Annotated in this window: 15 protein-coding genes; 9 read left to right on the forward strand and 6 right to left on the reverse strand. The window is 63.9% G+C overall.

What is annotated here, in order from left to right; translation table 11 throughout:
• Window positions 1–7: 7 nt before the first annotated feature.
• From AC1DIX_RS00425 to AC1DIX_RS00455, 7 genes are all read left to right on the forward strand, one after another.
• Window positions 8–772, forward strand: a complete 765-nt coding sequence (locus tag AC1DIX_RS00425) for an SDR family NAD(P)-dependent oxidoreductase (RefSeq protein ID WP_477321126.1) — start codon at window positions 8–10, stop codon at window positions 770–772.
• Between the two features lie 21 nt (window positions 773–793).
• Window positions 794–1963, forward strand: a complete 1170-nt coding sequence (locus AC1DIX_RS00430; protein ID WP_477321128.1) for a fumarylacetoacetate hydrolase family protein — start codon at window positions 794–796, stop codon at window positions 1961–1963.
• Window positions 1964–1976: 13 nt separating this feature from the next.
• Window positions 1977–2768, forward strand: a complete 792-nt coding sequence (gene xylB, locus AC1DIX_RS00435; protein ID WP_477321130.1) for a D-xylose 1-dehydrogenase — start codon at window positions 1977–1979, stop codon at window positions 2766–2768.
• Window positions 2765–3637: an SMP-30/gluconolactonase/LRE family protein gene (locus tag AC1DIX_RS00440; protein WP_477321132.1), complete on the forward strand. Its 873-nt coding sequence runs from the start codon at window positions 2765–2767 to the stop codon at window positions 3635–3637. The genes xylB and AC1DIX_RS00440 overlap by 4 nt, the downstream gene beginning before the upstream one ends.
• A gap of 10 nt (window positions 3638–3647) precedes the next feature.
• Window positions 3648–5423, forward strand: a complete 1776-nt coding sequence (locus AC1DIX_RS00445) for an IlvD/Edd family dehydratase (RefSeq protein WP_477321333.1) — start codon at window positions 3648–3650, stop codon at window positions 5421–5423.
• A 398-nt stretch (window positions 5424–5821) separates the two neighbouring features.
• On the forward strand, window positions 5822–7411 hold the full coding sequence (locus tag AC1DIX_RS00450) for a methyl-accepting chemotaxis protein (RefSeq protein WP_477321134.1): 1590 nt from the start codon (window positions 5822–5824) through the stop codon (window positions 7409–7411).
• A 137-nt stretch (window positions 7412–7548) separates the two neighbouring features.
• A complete protein-coding gene (locus tag AC1DIX_RS00455) occupies window positions 7549–8727 on the forward strand; it encodes an ABC transporter substrate-binding protein (RefSeq protein WP_477321136.1) in 1179 nt (392 codons plus the stop codon).
• Window positions 8728–8764: 37 nt separating this feature from the next.
• Here AC1DIX_RS00455 and AC1DIX_RS00460 read toward each other — a convergent pair whose 3' ends face one another.
• Complete coding sequence (locus AC1DIX_RS00460; protein WP_477321138.1) at window positions 8765–9715, reverse strand: LysR family transcriptional regulator; 951 nt, start codon at window positions 9713–9715, stop codon at window positions 8765–8767.
• Window positions 9716–9868: 153 nt separating this feature from the next.
• On the opposite strand from AC1DIX_RS00460, the gene AC1DIX_RS00465 reads away from it, so the two are divergent.
• Complete coding sequence (locus AC1DIX_RS00465) at window positions 9869–11785, forward strand: FAD-binding monooxygenase (protein WP_477321140.1); 1917 nt, start codon at window positions 9869–9871, stop codon at window positions 11783–11785.
• Here AC1DIX_RS00465 and fusA read toward each other — a convergent pair whose 3' ends face one another.
• Both fusA and AC1DIX_RS00475 read right to left on the reverse strand, forming a co-directional pair.
• Window positions 11786–13894, reverse strand: a complete 2109-nt coding sequence (gene fusA, locus AC1DIX_RS00470; protein ID WP_477321142.1) for an elongation factor G — start codon at window positions 13892–13894, stop codon at window positions 11786–11788.
• Window positions 13895–14184: 290 nt separating this feature from the next.
• Window positions 14185–14940: an SDR family NAD(P)-dependent oxidoreductase gene (locus AC1DIX_RS00475; protein ID WP_477321144.1), complete on the reverse strand. Its 756-nt coding sequence runs from the start codon at window positions 14938–14940 to the stop codon at window positions 14185–14187.
• Between the two features lie 139 nt (window positions 14941–15079).
• On the opposite strand from AC1DIX_RS00475, the gene AC1DIX_RS00480 reads away from it, so the two are divergent.
• Entirely contained in the window at window positions 15080–15976 is an 897-nt protein-coding gene (locus tag AC1DIX_RS00480) for a LysR family transcriptional regulator (RefSeq protein ID WP_477321146.1), read from the forward strand.
• Window positions 15977–16060: 84 nt separating this feature from the next.
• On the opposite strand, the gene AC1DIX_RS00485 is transcribed toward AC1DIX_RS00480, so the two are convergent.
• From AC1DIX_RS00485 to AC1DIX_RS00495, 3 genes are read right to left on the reverse strand one after another with little or no spacing between them, the layout of a single operon-like run.
• A complete protein-coding gene (locus tag AC1DIX_RS00485; protein WP_477249121.1) occupies window positions 16061–16672 on the reverse strand; it encodes a TadE/TadG family type IV pilus assembly protein in 612 nt (203 codons plus the stop codon).
• Window positions 16659–17138, reverse strand: a complete 480-nt coding sequence (locus AC1DIX_RS00490) for a TadE/TadG family type IV pilus assembly protein (RefSeq protein ID WP_441933943.1) — start codon at window positions 17136–17138, stop codon at window positions 16659–16661. Before AC1DIX_RS00490 ends, AC1DIX_RS00485 begins: the two co-directional genes overlap by 14 nt.
• Window positions 17135–18586: a pilus assembly protein TadG-related protein gene (locus AC1DIX_RS00495; protein WP_477321148.1), complete on the reverse strand. Its 1452-nt coding sequence runs from the start codon at window positions 18584–18586 to the stop codon at window positions 17135–17137. Before AC1DIX_RS00495 ends, AC1DIX_RS00490 begins: the two co-directional genes overlap by 4 nt.
• Window positions 18587–18751: the final 165 nt, after the last annotated feature.

An 18751-nucleotide genomic window follows, 5' to 3' on the forward strand; every position in this document is an offset into this window, starting at 1 on the left:
ACACAGCATGAAACAATTGGCGAGATATGGGAGCCTGCAGGGCAAGCGGGTGTTCGTGACGGGGGGAGGCAGCGGCATCGGCGAGGCGATCGTCGCCGCCTTCGTCGAGCAAGGCGCGACGGTGGCGTTCGTCGACATCATGCGCGAGGCCGGCGCGGCGCTGTGCGCGCGCCTCGGCGACTTGCCTAACCCACCGGTGTTCCGCTACTGCGACATCGCCGACATCCCGGCGCTGCAGGGCGTCATGGATGAACTGGCCAGCGAGCTCGGCGACTTCGACGTCCTGGTCAACAATGCCGCCGACGACCAGCGGCACAAGGTCGAAGACGTGACGCTGGCCTACTGGGACGAGCGCGTAGCGATCAACCAGCGCCCGATGTTTTTCACCTGCCAGGCAGTACTGACCGGCATGAAGAAGAAGGGCGGCGGCTCGATCATCAATTTCAGCTCGATGTCCTTCCATGCCAAGAACCCGGGCTACCCGGTCTATGCGGCGACCAAGGCATCGGTGGTGGGATTGACCCGCTGCCTGGCGCGTGACCTCGGCAAGTTCGGCATCCGTGTCAATACCGTGACGCCGGGATGGGTAATGACGCAGCGCCAGGTCGAACTCTGGGTGAACAAGGAAGCCGAAGCAGAGATCAGCAGGGCGCAATGCCTGCCGGGCAAGCTGATGCCGGACGACGTCGCCTCGATGGTGCTGTTCCTCGCGGCCGACGACAGCAGGATGTGCACCGGGCAGGACTTCGTCGTAGATGCGGGCTGGACCTGAAAACCTTGAAAGTGAGAGAATATGACAGCAATCCAAACCAGGGTCTTGCCGCACGACCTTGAACGCGCCTTGATGGTGGGCCGGGTCTGGCGCGAAGGCATCGGTCCGGCAGTGGTCGCCGTGCGTGGCGGACGGGTGTTCGATATCACCCGCCGCGCGGCCACGGTGGCCGACCTGTTCGAGGACGACGACCCGGCAGCGATCGTGCGCGGCGCCGAAGGGGAGGAGCTCGGTAGTGCCAGCGCCCTCCTGCAGGCAGCGGCACAGGGGCTGCCCGCAGCGGGGGGCCTGCGCCTGCTCGCACCGTGCGACCTGCAGTCGATCAAGGCCTGCGGCGTGACCTTCGCGGTCAGCCTGCTCGAGCGCGTGATCGAGGAGCAGGCCAAGGGCGATCCCGGCCGCGCCGCCGAGCTGCGCCAGCAGTTGCAGGCGTCGATCGGCACCGACCTGTCGAACCTGGTCCCTGGTTCGGAGGCGGCGCGGCAACTGAGGGCCGAGCTGCTCGAGCGCGGCCTGTGGTCGCAGTACATGGAAGTCGGCATCGGTCCGGACGCCGAGGTGTTCACCAAGTCGCAGCCGATGTCGGCCGTCGGCCACGGCGCCGATGTCGGCCTGCATCCATCCTCGCACTGGAACAATCCGGAACCGGAGATCGTCCTGGCCGTGAACAGCCGCGGCAAGGTGATCGGCGCCACGCTCGGCAACGACGTCAACCTACGCGACATCGAAGGGCGTAGCGCGCTCCTGCTCGGCAAGGCCAAGGACAACAATGGCTCCTGCGCGATCGGTCCGCTCATCCGCCTGTTCGATGACGGGTTCTCCATGGATACCTTGCGCGGAGCGGAAGTGAGTATGCTGATCGAGGGGCTGGACGACGGCTTCGAATTGGCCGGCGCCAGCCGCATGCGCGAGATCAGCCGCGACCCGCTCGACCTGGTAAGCCAGACATGCGGCGCCCATCATCAGTACCCTGACGGCTTCATGCTCTTCCTCGGTACGATGTTCTCGCCGATCAAGGACCGCGATGCCGCCGGCAAGGGGTTCAGCCACCACGACGGCGACCGCGTCAGCATCTCGACGCCCTCGTTGGGCATGCTCGTCAACACGGTGCGCCGCAGCGACGAGATCGAACCCTGGACCTTTGGCGTGCGTGCGCTCTACAAGAACCTGGCGCAGCGCGGCCTCCTATAAAAGAGAGAACGACATGGCCGACAACACACAACATGGGTTTGCCTACGCCGCCTATCCCGACCTGAAAGGCAAGCGCGTCGTCGTCACGGGCGGCGGCAGCGGCATCGGTAGCGAGCTGACCAGGGCCTTCGCCGGGCAGGGCGCCCGTGTGGTCTTCATCGACATCGCGGAGGAGGCTTCGCGCGAGCTCGAGGCGGCGTTGCGCGACGCCTCGACGCCGCCGAAGTTTGTCAAGTGCGACCTGACCAGGCTTGACGAGCTGAAGACCGTCTTTGCCCGCATCCTGGATGAACTCGGTGGTGTCGACATCCTGCTCAACAACGCCGCCAACGACGACCGCCACGAGATCGAGGACGTCACACCTGCTTACTGGGAGAGCCGCATCAACGTCAACCTGCGCCACATGTTCTTCTGCACCCAGGCGGTTTTACCCGGCATGAAGAAGCGGGGCCATGGCGTGATCCTGAACTTCGGTTCGATCTCCTGGCATCTCCCCCACGCCCAGCTCCATCTGTACATGACGGCCAAGGCCGGCATCGAAGGCATGACCAGGGCGCTGGCGCGCGAGGCCGGCAAATACGGGATCCGCGCCAACACGGTGATACCGGGAGCGGTGCGTACGCCGCGCCAGCAGGCGCTGTGGCACAACCCGGAGGAAGAGGCCCGTATCCTGGCTGGCCAATGCATGCCGGAGCGCGTCGAGATGCAGGACGTGGCCGCGCTGGTCCTGTTCCTGGCGTCGGATAACGCGCGCCGCTGCAGCGGCCGTGAATACTTCGTCGACGCCGGCTGGTACGGCGCATGAGCGCGGTCCTGCCAGCCTGCCTGTGGGAAGCGAAGGCCACGCTGGGTGAGGGCGTCCTGTGGGATGCCGCGACTGGCCAGGTCTGGTTCGTCGACATCAAGGGCAGGCGCATCCACCGTTGCGCCGCCGACGGTTCGGGGCGCCGCAGCTGGGATGCGCCGGGGCAGGTGAGCTTCATCGTTCCGGCCAGCGGCGGCATGGTCTGCTCGCTCGAAGATGGCCTGTACCGCTTCATCGACGAGACCGGCGAATTCCTGCCGCTGGCGAAGGTGGAGGCCGATGTTCCCGGTAATCGCTTCAATGACGGCTACGTCGATGCCCACGGCCACCTGTGGTTTGGCTCGATGCACGACGCAGAGGAAATGCCGAGCGGCGTGCTGTACCGCTTCGACGGCATGGAAGCCGCAAAGATGGACCATGGCTATGTCATCACCAACGGCCCCGCCGTCAGTCCCGACGGGCGTACCCTCTACCACACCGACACCTTGGAAAAGCGGATCTACGCCTTCGATCTGACTTCGGACGGGAGCCTGGCGAACAAGCGCCTGTTCGTGGAAATCCTGGACGGCGGCTTTCCGGACGGGATGGCGGTCGACCTCGATGGGCATCTCTGGGTCGCGACCTTCGGCGGCTGGCGCATCGACCGGTTCGACGCGGCGGGCCGCAAGCTTGGCGAGGTAGGCTTCCCCTGCGCCAACGTCACCAAACTGGCGTTCGGCGGGAAGGACCTGCGCACCGTCTACGCGACCACCGCGCGCAAGGGACTGTCGGAGGACCAACTGGCTACGCAGCCGCTCGCGGGCGGCCTGTTCGGCTTCCGCGTCGAGACGCCGGGACTGCCGCAGCACACGCTGCGGATCAAGGAATGAGAACATGAGCATGCAACAGGCGGCACGCCGTTTCCGGTCCCAGGACTGGTTCGACAACGAAGAACGCATCGACATGACCGCGCTCTATCTCGAGCGTTTCATGAACTACGGTATCACGCCCGCCGAGCTGCGCTCGGGCAAACCGATTATCGGGATCGCCCAGAGCGGGAGCGACATTTCGCCGTGTAACCGCATCCATCTGGAGCTGGCCGAGCGGGTGCGCGATGGCATCCGCGACGCCGGCGGCATCCCGATGGAATTCCCGCTGCACCCGATCTTCGAGAACTGCCGCCGCCCGACCGCGGCGCTGGACCGCAACCTGGCCTACCTGGGCCTGGTCGAGATCCTGCACGGCTACCCGATCGACGCCGTGGTGCTGACCACCGGCTGCGACAAGACCACGCCGGCCCAGCTGATGGCCGCCGCCACCGTCGACATCCCGGCCATCGTGCTGTCCGGCGGCCCGATGCTGGACGGCTGGTTCGAAGGCGAGCTGGTCGGTTCCGGCGCCGCGATCTGGAAGGGCCGCCGCCGCCTCGCCGCGGGTGAGATCGACGAGGATAAATTCATCCAGATCGCGACCGCATCGGCGCCGTCCGCCGGGCACTGCAATACCATGGGTACGGCGTCGACCATGAACGCGGTGGCCGAAGCGCTCGGCATGTCGCTGACCGGCTGCTCGGCGATTCCGGCGCCGTACCGCGAGCGCGGCCAGATGGCCTACGACACCGGCCGCCGGATCGTCGCGATGGCGCATGAAGACCTGCGCCCGTCGACGATCCTGACGCGTGAGGCATTCCTGGATGCGATCGTGGTGAACGCCGCGATCGGCGGATCCAGCAACGCCCAGCCGCACATCATGGCGATGGCGCGCCACGCCGGCGTCGAGATCACGCCTGCGGACTGGATGGAATACGGCTACGAGGTGCCGCTGCTGCTGAACATGCAGCCGGCAGGCAAATACCTTGGCGAGCGTTTCCACCGCGCCGGCGGCGTGCCGGCCATCATGTGGGAGCTGGAACAGCAGGGCCTGCTGCGCTCTAAGCGTCCGACCGTGACCGGGTTCAGCATGGCCGAAAACCTCGCGGGCAGGGAGAGTCCGGATCGCGAGATGATCCGGCCCTTCGCCGAGCCGCTCAAGGAGAAGGCCGGCTTCATGGTCCTGAAGGGTAATCTGTTCGACTTCGCGATCATGAAAACCAGCGTGATCTCTCCAAGTTTCCGGGAGCGCTACCTGTCGACGCCCGGGTCGGAAAACCGCTTCCAGTGCCGCGTGGTCGTGTTTGACGGCTCCGACGACTATCACCAGCGCATCAACGATCCGGCCCTGAACATCGACGAACACACCATGCTGGTCATTCGCGGTGCCGGTCCGGTTGGCTGGCCCGGTTCGGCGGAAGTGGTGAACATGCAACCACCGGACGCCCTGATCAAGCGCGGCATCATGGCGCTGCCTACCCTGGGCGACGGTCGCCAGTCCGGCACCTCGGATAGCCCGTCGATCCTGAACGCTTCGCCGGAGAGTGCGGCCGGCGGCAACCTGGCCTTGCTGCGCACCGGCGACAGCGTGTGCGTGGACCTGAACATCGGACGCTGCGACGTACTGCTGCCGGATGCGGAGCTGGCGGCGCGCAGGAAGGATGCGCCGCCGCCCCTACCCGGCAACCAGACCCCGTGGCAGGAGATCTACCGCGCCAGCGTCGGCCAACTGCATACCGGTGCTGTCATAGAGATGGCGTTGAAGTACCGGGGCGTCGCCCAGGACATGCCACGCCATAATCACTGAGGAAGACTGGTCGCGCCGCCACCGAACCAAGGGCCGGGTCCCGCGTGGCGACGGCTACCCGCGCCTGCCGCAGAAAGGCCACGCCTTCCGACGTCTGCGTCAGTGTACCGATGTGCGGTACAGCCCTGCCGGTCGGGTCACAACCCGGTATCGAAGCGTTTCCTGACTCCCGCATTATTTAAAAACCTGATTTCCGAAATCGGAATGGATCGGTATCCACCATCCCTTGACTTGGGCAGACTATGCTCACTCGCAAGATTTATGGGCGGCATCAGTGCGAGGAAAACCCCCTGGGGCCAGTCAAACCTGGAACTAGATAAAACAGGAAATAAAAACGTGAAAAAAATGACAGGTGGGATATTGGCTGTGATTCCGGCGCTGTTGCCTTGATAACTACAATGAAAATGACCTTTCGCCAAAAACTATTCCTTCCATTGCTTCTTGGCTGGATATGCCTGCTCGCAGTATTCGTGATCGATGCCATGCGCACGCGCGAATTGCGCTTTGACGAACGCAAGATCCAGCTCGCGAATGCGAACGACATGGCGGCGTCAATCACCGGGGAGTACGAGGCATTGGCCGCCAGGGGTGCGCTGCCTCTCGACGAAGCCAAAAAGCAGGCCCTGGCGCGCATCAGGGCATTGCGCTTCGGGGATAGCGGCTACATCGTCGTATTCGACAAGGACAAGATGCTGATGCACCCCTTCAAGGCCGACCTGGAGGGCATGCCGATCGCGAAAGTGCTCGACGTGAACGGCCGGGCAATCAGTGTGGAAGGCGTCAAGTCGACCTTGCAAACCGGTTCCGGCTTTACCTCGTTCATGTGGGTCAAGCCGGGCTCGCGGGAGCCGGTACCCAAGATATCCTATACCGTTCACTACAAGCCCTGGAATTGGTATTTCATGGTGGGCCTCTATGCCGACGACCTGGACCGGGCTTTCCGCGAACAGATGACAGAGGCCGCGATCTGGCTGGCCGCGATCGGTGCCGTCCTTAGCGGCGTGGTGGTGCTGCTGGTGCGAAACATCGAACGCCAGATCGGCGGCGATCCCGAAGTCGCTGTCGCGGTGGCCCGGCGCATCGCGACCGGCGACCTGAGCGTCGAGGTGGCGGTTCGCGCCGGTGACCGGGACAGCCTGATGGCCGCGATGAAGTCCATGCGCGATGCGCTGGCCGCCGTCGTCAGCCAGGTACGGGCCGGCACCGACATGATCGCCGCCGCGTCGGGCCAAATCGCCAGCGGCATTCAAAACCTGTCGAGCCGTACCGAGGGCCAGGCCAGCTCACTCGAAGAAACCGCGGCATCGATGGAGGAACTGACCACCACCCTCAATCAGAGCGCGGACAACGCGCGCCAGGCGTATGTGCTGGCGGAATCGTCCTCCGAGGTCGCGGGGCGCGGCGGGGCCGCGGTCGCCCGGGTGGTCGAAACCATGGCATCGATCAACGCCTCGTCCAGCAGGATCGTCGATATCATCAGCGTCATCGACGGCATCGCTTTCCAGACAAACATCCTGGCCCTGAATGCGGCGGTGGAAGCCGCGCGCGCGGGCGAGCAGGGCAGGGGCTTCGCCGTGGTGGCCAGCGAGGTGCGCAACCTGGCCCAGCGCTCGGCCGCCGCCGCCCGCGAGATCAAGACGCTGATCGGGGACTCCGTGTCGAAGGTCGACGACGGCGTGGGCCTGGTACGGGAAGCGGGTACGACGATGCAGGAAATTCTCGCCGACGTCGGCCGTGTCAGCAGCATGATCGGTGAGATCAGCGCCGTGACCCGGGAACAGGGCATCGGTATCGAGCAGATCAACCAGTCCGTCGCCGAGATCGACCAGATGACCCAGCAGAACGCGGCCCTGGTCGAGGAAGCGGCAGCCGCGTCCGAAGCGATGCGGGAGCAGGCGGCGAGGCTGGCGCAGGCAGTCGGCGTGTTCAAGCTGGCGTCAGGCGCCGAAGCGACAAATCCAGCATTATTCAAAAGGCTGATTATATGAATCAATGTCCAACAAGTATTCAATGGGCGCGAACTTCGGCACACTGTGAGCGATGGTTCCGGACCGCATCGGGAGGCGCGGTCGAGCGAATATCTGGCCGGACAAGAAACAAGAACAGCTTAAATGGAGACTAAAGCATGAAAAAAGTAATATCCAGGGTAGTCCTCGCAGCAGGCGCGCTATCCCTCACCATGCTGGCGCAAGCCGCGGGCGAGGACACCATCAAGGTCGGACTGATCGCACCCTTTTCCGGACCGTTCGCCGATTACGGCAAGCAGATGGAAGGCGGGATCAAAGCCTATATGGCGCAACATGGCAGCACTGTCGCCGGAAAGAAAATCGAGGTCATCGTCAAGGACACCACCGGGCCCTCGCCCGAAATCGCGAAGCGGCTGGCCCAGGAACTCGTGGTGCGGGACAAGGTCGATTTCCTGGCCGGCTTCGGCCTGACGCCGGAAGCACTTGCGGTCGCGCCGCTTGCCGAGCAGGCGAAAAAGCCGATGATCATCATGAATGCGGCCAGTTCGGCCATTACGACGAAGTCGAATTACATCGCACGCGTGTCGATGACGCTGCCGCAAAGCTCCGCGCCGATGGCGAAGTGGGCGCTCAAGAACAAGATCCGGAACGTGGTCACGCTGGTAGCCGATTACGCGCCCGGTATCGATGCCGAAACGGCGTTCAAGGCGGCCCTGACGGAAGGAGGTGGCAAGGTCCAGGAGGCAATCCGCGTACCGCTGAAAAATCCCGACTTCGCGCCTTACATCCAGCGCATCAAGGACGCCAGGCCGGATGCGGTGTTCGTATTCGTACCGCCCGGCGAACACACCATCGCTTTCATGAAGGGCTACCGCGAGCGCGGCCTGGCCGAAGCGGGTATCAAGGTCATCGGCACCGGAGACCTGACGGACGACCATATGCTGGCGGCGATGGGCGACGCGACGCTGGGCGTGATCACCACCTTTCATTATTCGGCGGCCCACAAATCGCCTGAAAATGCCGCATTCCTCAAGAGTTTTGCCAGCGCCAACCCTGGCGCGGGCCGGCCCAACTTCATGGCCGTCGGCGGCTACGACGGCATGGCGGCAATCTATGAGGTCGCGCGCAAGCTGAACGGCGACATCAATGGCGACAAGGCCATGGCAATCCTGAAGGGCATGCAGCTGAACAGTCCGCGCGGACCGATCATGCTGGACGCCGCCACCCGCGACGTGGTGCAGACGGAATACGTGCGGCGGGTCGAGAAGGTCAACGGGGAGCTGTTCAACATCGAATTCGACCAGTTCCCAAATCAGAAAGATCCGGGCAAACCCTAGCGGTATCGCCCATCGGGCATGACGGCGCAGCGGCTTGTCATGCAGCTGGCCGGGTAGCGGACGCGCCATGAGGCGCGCCGCTCCCGGCGGCGTCGCCGCTGGCGAACAGCGCGGCAACCATCTGCCGCAGCCAGCGGTTCGAGACGTCGGCATGATAGCGTTCGTGCCAGTGCTGCTTGACCTGATAGCTCGGTAGATCCACCGGGATCTCCAGGAAGCGGACCGCTTCGCTGCCTGCCACCACGCTCGCATAGCGCAAGGGGACAATGGCCAGCAGCTCGGTCTGCGCCACGATGGACGCGACGCCCAGGAAGCTCGGCAGGTTCAGCACGACATTGCGCTCGATCTCCTCGCGCGCCAGTATCTTGTCGACGATCGCATGGCCGGTGCCCGAGGTACGTACGCGCACATGTCCCTCCTGCCGCAGATTCTCGACCGTCAGCGACGCGCCCACACGCGGATGCGTATGCGCGACCAGGCAGACGAAGTGTTGGTCGAACAGCTTTTGCTGGTAGAAGCCGGCCTCCAGATGTGGCATGAAACCGACCGCCAGGTCGACCGTGCCGTCCGCAAGCTCGGCGGGCGTGGCCGGGGAAATCCTCGATATCTCGAGGTGAATGCCCGGGGCAATGGCGCGCAAGTGGTTCAGCATGCGCGGCAGGAGCACGATCTCGCTGATATCCGTCATGCAGACACGGAATTGACGGGTACTCTCGGCGGGGTCGAATACCGGCTGGTCGGCCAGCGCATGCTGCACTGCCGAGATCGCGAGGCGCACGTCCCCGATCGCGTTCTGTGCGCGTGGCGTGGGCACCATGCCCTTGACGGTACGGCTGAACAGCTGGTCGTTGAAATGGCCGCGCAGCTTGCTCAGGGCGAGGCTGACGCTCGACTGCGGCAGGCCCAGGTTGTGGGCTGCCCGGGTCACGTTCCCTGTCTTGAAGATTTCGTCGAAGATCTGCAGCAGCTCGAGGTCAAAGTGCTTCATTGGTCTATCGATATTTAAAATCCTGATTATAACGATCAAAGATTATCTGTTTCGAAAATACTTCTTTTCCGTCAAAGTGCTTCCACCGCAGGAGCGACGCGGAACATGCCGCGAAATAACACAACGGTAGTAACAGTTTTCAGGAGACCAGTCATGCAATTCCATCTCGACGGATTTCGTCCCGGCGACCCGCATCTTCACCCGGTTTCGCCGCTCGCCCGGCCGCACACCGATGCCGTGCCGGCACAGGTGGATGTACTCATTGTCGGCTGCGGCCCGGCGGGCCTGACGCTGGCGGCGCAACTGGCAGCGTTCCCCGAGATTCGCACGGCGATCGTCGAGCAGAAGGATGGGCCGCTGGAGAAAGGACAGGCCGACGGCATCGCCTGCCGCACGATGGAAATGTTCGAGGCATTCAATTTCGCCGAGCGCGTGCTCCAGGAGTCCTGCTGGATCAACGAAGTCACGTTCTGGAAACCCGACGAAAAGAACCCGCGCGAGATCGTGCGTCATGGCCGCGTGCAGGACACGGAGGACGGCTTGTCGGAGTTTCCGCACGTGGTGCTCAACCAGGCACGGGTCCACGATCTCTACCTCGAGACCATGCGCAATTCGCCGAGCCGGCTGGCGCCGCATTACGCGCGCAAGCTGCTCGACGTCAAGGTCGATGCTGCTGCCGGCGACTATCCGGTGACGGCGACGCTGGAGCGCACCGACCCGACGCATGCCGGGCAGCGCGAGATCGTGCGCGCACGCTATGTCGTGGGCTGCGACGGTGCGCGCAGTGCCACGCGCACCGCGATCGGCCGCGAACTGGCCGGCGAGGCGGCGCACCAGGCCTGGGGGGTGATGGACGTGCTGGCGGTAACCGACTTCCCCGACGTGCGCTACAAGGTGGCGATCCAGTCCTGCGAAGGCAGTCTCCTGATCATTCCGCGCGAGGGAGGGTATCTCACTCGGCTGTACGTGGAGATGGACGAGCTGAGGGAGGACGAACGCGTGTCGCAGCGCAAGATTACGATCGAGCAGTTAATCGATGCCGCGCAGCGCATTTTCCATCCTTACAAGTTGGATGTGAAGGAGGTCGCATGGTGGTCTGTGTACGAGATCGGCCAGCGCATCTGCGACAAATACGACGACGTGCCTGCAGGACGGGAAAGCGGGCAGCTGCCGCGCGTCTTCATCGCCGGCGACGCTTGCCACACCCACAGTCCCAAGGCGGGACAGGGCATGAATTGCTCCATGCAGGATGCGTTCAACCTGGGCTGGAAGCTTGCGGCTGTCCTGCGCGGACAATGCCCGCCATCGCTCCTGCATAGCTACAATGCCGAGCGCCAGGCGGTCGGAAAGCAATTGATCGACTTCGACAGTGAGTGGGCGAAGATGATCAGCGAAAAACCGGCCGACGGACAGGGCGGAGGTCTGGACCCCAAGGAGTTCCAGACGTATTTCGAGCGGCACCTGCGGTACACCGCCGGCATGGGCACGAAATACAGCGCATCGCTCCTCTGCGGTGACGGGACGCACCAGCATTTGGCCGCCGGCTTCGAAGTGGGGACGCGTTTTCACTCGGCTGAAGTGGTGCGCATTTGCGACGCCAAGGTAGTTCATCTGGGACATGCGGGCAAGGCCGACGGGCGTTGGCGCCTCTACGCCTTCGCCGGCAAGGATGACGCCGTGGACGCTAACAGCGGCCTGCGCAAGCTGTGTCGCTTCCTCGAGGATTCACCCGCCTCGCCAGTGCGCAGATACACTGCGGCGGGCCAGGACCCGGACGCGGTGTTCGACCTGCGCGCCGTCTTCCAGGGCAGTCACGCGAACCTCGAAATCCAGGCGATGTCCGCGCTGCTATGGCCGCAGAAAGGGCGCCATGGCCTCCACGATTACGAAAAGGTGTTCAGCGCCAAGCTCAAGCACGGCCCGGACATCTTCGACTTGCGCGGCGTGGATCGCGAGCAGGGTGCCCTGGTCGTGGTGCGCCCCGATCAGTATATCGCCCTGGTCCTGCCCTTGGATGCACACCAGGCCCTGGGCGATTTCTTCGCGGAGTTCATGTTGCCCCAGGGCTGATTATCGATTCGCGCGCGTTGATGCGATCTGGTCGAGCACATGCCTGGGAACCGCCGCGTAGTGCTTGAATTCCATCGTGTAAGTCGCGCGGCCCTGGGTCAGCGAACGCAGCGTGGTCGAGTAGCCGAACATCTCGGCCAGCGGCACCACTGCCTTGATCAACTTGCCACCGCCGCCGGCAATCTCGTCCATACCCTGGACCAGGCCGCGCCGGGTCGACAGGTCGCCCATCACGTTGCCGGTAAATTCCTCGGGTGTCTCGACCTCGACCTGCATCATCGGCTCGAGAAGTTCGGGCGAGGCCTTGCGCATGCCGTCCTTGAAAGCCATCGAGGCGGCCACGCGGAAGGCGTTTTCGTTGGAGTCGACGTCGTGGTAAGAGCCGAAGGTCAGCGTCGCGCGCACGTCGACCACCGGGTAGCCGGCCAGCACGCCGGAAGGCAGCGTCTCCTGGATGCCCTTGTCGACCGCCGGGATGTACTCGCGCGGCACCACGCCACCCTTGATGGCGTCGACGAATTCATAACCCTTGCCGGGCTCTAGCGGCTCGAGCTTGAGCACCACGTGGCCATACTGTCCCTTGCCGCCCGATTGCTTGACGAACTTGCCTTCGACGTTCTCGACCGCGTTGCGGATGGTTTCGCGGTACGCCACCTGCGGCTTGCCGACCGTGGTTTCGACGCCGAACTCGCGCTTCATGCGGTCAACCAGGATTTCCAGGTGCAGCTCGCCCATGCCGGACATGATGGTCTGGCCGGATTCCTCGTCGGTGCGGACACGGAACGAGGGGTCTTCCTGCGCCAGGCGATTCAGGGCGACCCCCATCTTTTCCTGGTCGGCCTTGGTTTTCGGTTCCACCGCCTGCGAGATCACCGGTTCCGGGAACACCATCTTTTCCAGCACGATCACGTGCTGCGGATCGGAGAGCGTATCGCCTGTGGTAACCGACTTCAGGCCTACCGCGGCCGCGATGTCGCCGGCGAACACTTCCTTGATTTCCTTGCGCTCGTTGGCGTGCATCTGCAGGATGCGGCCCAGCCTCTCCTTTTGGCCCTTGGTCGGGTTGTACACGCTGTCTCCGGAATTGACCACGCCCGAATACACGCGGAAGAAGGTCAGCTGGCCCACGAAAGGATCGGTCATGATCTTGAAGGCCAGCGCGGCGAACGGCTCCTCGTCCGACGGGTGGCGCTCGATCGGCTGGTCGTTCTCGTCATGGCCCGCAATGGCCGGCACGTCGATCGGAGAGGGCAGGTAGTCGATCACGGCGTCCAGCATCGCCTGCACGCCCTTGTTCTTGAAGGCGGAGCCGGCCAGCATCGGCACGATTTCGCCGGCCACAGTGCGTTGGCGCAGCGCCGCCTTGATCTCGTCTTCGGAAAGCGGCTCGCCGTTCAGGTATTTCTCGGTCAGCTCGGGGGTTGCCTCGGCCGCCGCCTCGACCAGGCTTTCGCGCCAGATGCGCGCGACCCCTTCCAGTTCGGCCGGGATGTCGCCGTACTCGAAGTGCACGCCCTGACCGGCTTCGTCCCAGCGGATGGCGCGCATCTTGACCAGGTCGACCACGCCTTCGAACCTGTCCTCGGCACCGATCGGCACCTGGATTGGCACCGGGTTGCCCTTCAAACGGTCGTGGATCTGCTGCCGCACGCGGAAGAAATCGGCGCCGACGCGGTCCATCTTGTTGACGAAGGCGATGCGCGGCACCTTGTATTTGTTCGCCTGGCGCCACACGGTTTCGGATTGCGGCTGCACGCCGCCGACCGAGTCGTACACCATCACCGCGCCGTCCAGTACCCGCATCGAGCGTTCGACCTCGATGGTGAAGTCGACGTGCCCCGGGGTGTCGATGATGTTGATGCGATGTTCCGGGTAATTGCCGGCCATCCCCTTCCAGAATGCCGTGGTCGCAGCCGAGGTGATCGTGATGCCGCGCTCCTGTTCCTGTTCCATCCAGTCCATGGTCGCCGCGCCGTCGTGCACCTCGCCTATCTTGTGATTGACGCCGGTGTAGAACAGGATGCGCTCGGTCGTGGTCGTCTTGCCGGCGTCGATGTGGGCGCTGATGCCGATGTTGCGGTAGCGCTCAATGGGGGTCTTACGGCTCATTGCACTCTCCTGAATGTGCGCCCATACCCTGGGCAGGGTGCTGTCTCGTTCTCCCGGGCTGTGGAACGAGCTCGTTTCCGCAATTAGAACATGTCCAGGATACCTGTGTTTCTTGTGCCGTTGAATCACCAGAACCTGCCGGGTCTGCCCGCGCTGGCTTCCGTATCACGTCGATATCGCCAAATGAGAGCGCCGACCCGGCGGACCCTTTCGCATCGGCACCGGGATGCCGGGTTCGGGGCCGGCTGCACCGGCGATCGGTGCAGCCGCGAGCAGGACGTAGCGCCGTCTCAGATCTGGCGGAGGCCGCCATCCACGAACAGTTCGATGCCGCTCACGAAACTCGCGTCGTCCGACGCCAGAAATACTGCCGCCTTCGCGATTTCGTCCGGCTCGCCGACGCGGCCCATCGGAATGAGCGAGGCCAGGTGGTCGAGGAAGCCTTGTTGCTGATCCGGATCGGTGCCAACGAGCTCGACCAAGCCAGGCGTCCTGATCGGACCCGGGCTCAGCGTGTTGATGCGGATACCGCGACCCTTCAGGTCGAGAATCCAGTTGCGGGCGAAGGCACGGACGGCGGCTTTGGAGGCGGCGTAAACGCTGAACGCTTCGGTCCCGCCGCTGGCTGCCGTGGAGCCGGTCAGGATGACCGACGAACCTGTGCCCAACAGCGGCAAAGCGGTCTGGACGGTGAACAGGGTGCCTTTCACGTTGCGCGAGAAAGTGTCGTCGAAGTGTTCTTCGGTGATCTGCCCGAAGGGCATCAGTGCGCCGCCGCCCGCATTTGCGACGAGAACGTCGAGCTTGCCGTGCTTCTGACCGATCCGATCGAACAGGGCGCGCAGCTGCGCGATATCCGCAGAGTCCACACGGGCGCTTTCCGCATCGCCTCCGATGGCCTGGACGGCGGCATCGAGTTCCGCCTGGCGGCGACCGGTGATATAGACTTTCGCGCCTTCGCTGACGAAACGTCTGGCAATGGCCAGGCCGATGCCGGTACTTCCGCCGGTAACGACCGCTACTTTTTGTGCAAGTTTCAGTGACATGGTTTTTCCTTGGCTATGAAATCGGGTTTTGCATTGAACGCAGTCCTCAGTGTGGGGCGAAGCCGGCGGAAGGAGAAGACAGGCCGGCGCCATATCATTTATGCTCCCATTGCATGAATCGAAATCAGGCCTGGAAAAAATGGATAAGTTGATGTGGATGCATTGCTTCGTACGGGCGGTCGAAACAGGCAGTTTCTCCGCAGTGGCAAGGGAGCTGCAGATCGGCCAGCCCAACGTCAGCCGGCATATCGCCTCGCTCGAGAAACTGCTGGGCACGCGGCTGCTGCATCGCTCGACACGCCATCTGGCAACGACGCCGGAAGGACAGGCCTATTACGCGCAGGCAAAGCATGCTCTCGATGTCATTGCGCAGGCGGAGTCCGACGCCCGCGGCGAAGAGCATCCGCATGGCTTGCTGCGCGTGGCATGCGCGGAGAGCCTGGGTACCGAAGTTCTGATGGCGGCCTTGCCCCGGTTCTTATCCCGTTATCCCGACGTGCAGGTCGAGCTCAGGCTCAGCGACAGCTATATCGATCTGGTCGCCGAAGGCGTCGACATCGCGATCCGCGGCGGCGCCCTCAAGGACAGCGCGTTGCGTGCACGGCGTGTCGGGACATCCGAGCGCATCTGCGTCGCCAGCAAGGCCTATCTCGAACGGCATGGCCTGCCGGCCGAGCCGCCGGACTTGATGCAGCACGAGTGCATCGTCTACACCCTGCTGGGCAGCGGCGGCTGGCCCTTCAGCACGGGCGAGGTCCACGTCGGCGGGCGTCTACGGCTCAACAACCTGGAAGGCATCCGCCGCGCAGTGCTGGGCGGCCTGGGCATCGGCTATCTTCCGTCCTGGATGGTCGCCGGCGAACTCGAACGCGGCGAGGTAAGCGCGCTGCTGAGCGCCTACGCCGTATCGGGCACGCCCTTGAACGCCTTGTATGCGGCCGAGCGGCTGCTGCCGCAACGGGCATCCGTATTCCTCGAATTCATCAGCGGCGTGTTTGCGGGAACGCGCGGGCTCAACGGCGTGCCCCTGGTCTAGCGGCCTGCGTTCAGGCGCCGGCTTCCGTGGCCGGTTTCATTCGTCGATATGCACCGGGCCGACAGCCGCACCAGTCCGTACTGTTCAGCAGGAGCAAGGAGGAGGCACCGGCGGAGCCGGCGTCCCCAGCACGTAGCCCAGGGACTCGACTGGCGCGATCGTCGTCGCCTTATGGAGGCGGACGCGCAGGTCGACCAGGGGAAGCAGCAAGGCCGAGGGCACGGCGTCGCATTCACCGGCCACATGCAGGTCGCAAACGCTGGCCCGCACGAAGCGGATGCAGTTGGCGGCGTGCGAATTGGCCATGCAGATCGCGCGATTGGCAGCGGCGCTGGCGGGCCAGGCAGTTTCCGGGATCACGGATAAATCGAATTTCAGGTACTCGAGGCGCACGTGCTGGTCCGTGATCGGCGGTGCAAGCACGAGCTCGCCAGGTGAATTCCGGAAGACGGCATCCTGCTTCACTTTGTCGATTGCGGTGGTGTCGCTCGGGTAGATGTTGACGGCGGCGGCGGCGGCGCGGCGTGTGACTTCCTGCAGGGTGTTGTATACGAACAGCAGGCGGGAGACTTCCATGATCCCGAACACGAAGCTGAAGAAGACGACCGCAAGCACCGTGAATTCGATGGCAGCGATCCCCGATTCCCGCACCCCGGGATGTCGTGGAGCACGGCGCGTAGATTTAATTGCCGGCATAGCGCATCGTCACGTCAGCAGTGACTAACAGACCGTAGCGGCCGGTGTCCACGGCGCCGAAGAATGTGTCGGCCATGCCGAAACTGATGTAGACACGCACCTTGGATGGCGTCTTCCCGGTCGAAGAGCCGCACGACAGGCCGTCGCAGGTGATCTGCGGCGGGTCGAACTCCTTGCCGGGAGCAAGTTCGGCGATCTCCTGATTTGCAATCTCTTCCGCAATCTTTTGTGCCGCGGCGCCCAGTTTCTTGGAGCGCATCTCGGCAGCCGGTACCGAAGCCATGTAGCGTGCCGCGTCCTGTGCCGCTTTCTGCGCAACGGTGTAGTGCCACAAGCAGCGCGCATAGAAAACCGGAAAGGTCAGGAGTGTGATGAGGATCGGCAGTATGAGGGCCAGTTCGACGGCCGCGGAGCCGCGCTCCCGCCTGGGCGAACGTGGCAACTTCCTTGGCAAACGCGCTTTCATGGATAGAGCTCCACTTGACCGGAAAGTGCCTGTTCCGGGATCAGGCCGGCAAACTCGGCGATCAGGCTCGTATCGGTAGCCGGGACCGTCATGAAGAACTTGCCGATCGCCACTACGGTCGCGCTGGTGTTGGTGCCGGACGGTGCTGCCGGGGAGCAGGACAATAGAGGTATGTTGAGGACCCGCCGATTCAGCGTCGAGATATCGAGGTGGTCGGCGCCCGGGCTGGCGTAATTGCCGGAGGAGGTGCTGGTCGACAGGTAAGGCGTGGCTGTCGCGGTCGGGTAGCCCGGTGCGGTCGGGCCGGACTTGTACAGGGTCGACCAGTCCGACGTACTGAAGGTCGCATAGCCGTTGGCCGGTTCCGGCGCGTCCAGCGGCGTCGGGGCCTTGGCCGCTTTGGCGAAAGCCCATAGCGGACCGTAGTCGCCCGCCGACGCGGGGGCGGTCAGAAGATCCGCGGCGGTCTCGCGCTTGCCTCGCGAGGTCACCGTCAGGGCGGCCCGGCTGCCCTTCGTCGGATTCATCCATTTGACGGCGTTGTTCTTGTCGTATTCGTAGGCCTGGACGTTGTAGTCCGGAGGGGCGCCATTGGCTGCGCAGGGACCGCTTCCATAGATGTCGAAGCGCGAATTGAGCGGCGTGGACAGGGATGCCAGCGGCGATGTGGATGGGAGCGAGGTCACGCGAATGGTGCCGCCCGTGAGGCGCGGGACCCATACGCTGCCGCTGCACATGAACGGACCGAGACTCGAGCTGCTGAATGCGGGGCCGGCGCCTCCCGGTACGGCGACCGGGTTGACGATATAGCTGATTGCGCTGGTCCCATTCGGGTTGAGCTGCATCAGATCGTAGCTCACTCCGCGCCTGTAGCCGTATTGAACCAGTTCGTTGAGTGTCACGCCGCCGGAAGTCGTAAAGGTGTACTTGCTGGCGGCGTCAGTGGACATTGCGCAAATCGCTATCGGTGTCACGTTGAGCGCCGACCGTCCCGCCACCGCACTTTCTCTCATCCGGATCGCACTGGTGGCGCCGGTCACCAGATGCATGAGGAAGGTATTCACGGTGCCGACGGAAGGGTCGAGTCCGGCGGTGTCGACCTTGGCGTAGTAGAGCGCCGATTTCGTTGTCTGGGGCGTTCCGTTGGCTGAAGAGGCTGGAATCCAGTTCCCGTCGCGCGCGGGTGCGGTGCTGAAGCTCAGGGCGGCCTCGTTCCATGGGACGGGGGCGCCGTCCTGAAAATAGCCGTAGCGAAGGGCCTCGGCGGTCTCCCTGGCCCTTTTCTTTGCCATCGTGATGCCGTCGTCCGTGCCGTTGAGTTCGCGTGCGGCCGCCAGGGCGACTGCCTTGGCCACGCCGGTCAGGTCGACCTTGCGGTTGTACAGCTGGCCGGCATCCAGGGCCAGGCCGCAGAACGCGACGATGACGAACAGCAGCGGTACGAACATGATGGCGAAAGCGCCTCGTTCGCGGCGGCGCCTCGTCGCGGCATGCCCCGACCTGCGCATGGCCGCTGTGCCGTAAGCGCCGGCCTGGCCGGCACACGATTCGGATTCCGATCCCATACCTTCCCTCGCCATTTCCTTCGATTTCTTTTTCGATGGCACTAGCCG

The sequence above is a fragment of the Massilia sp. 05N420 genome, from assembly GCF_056397205.1.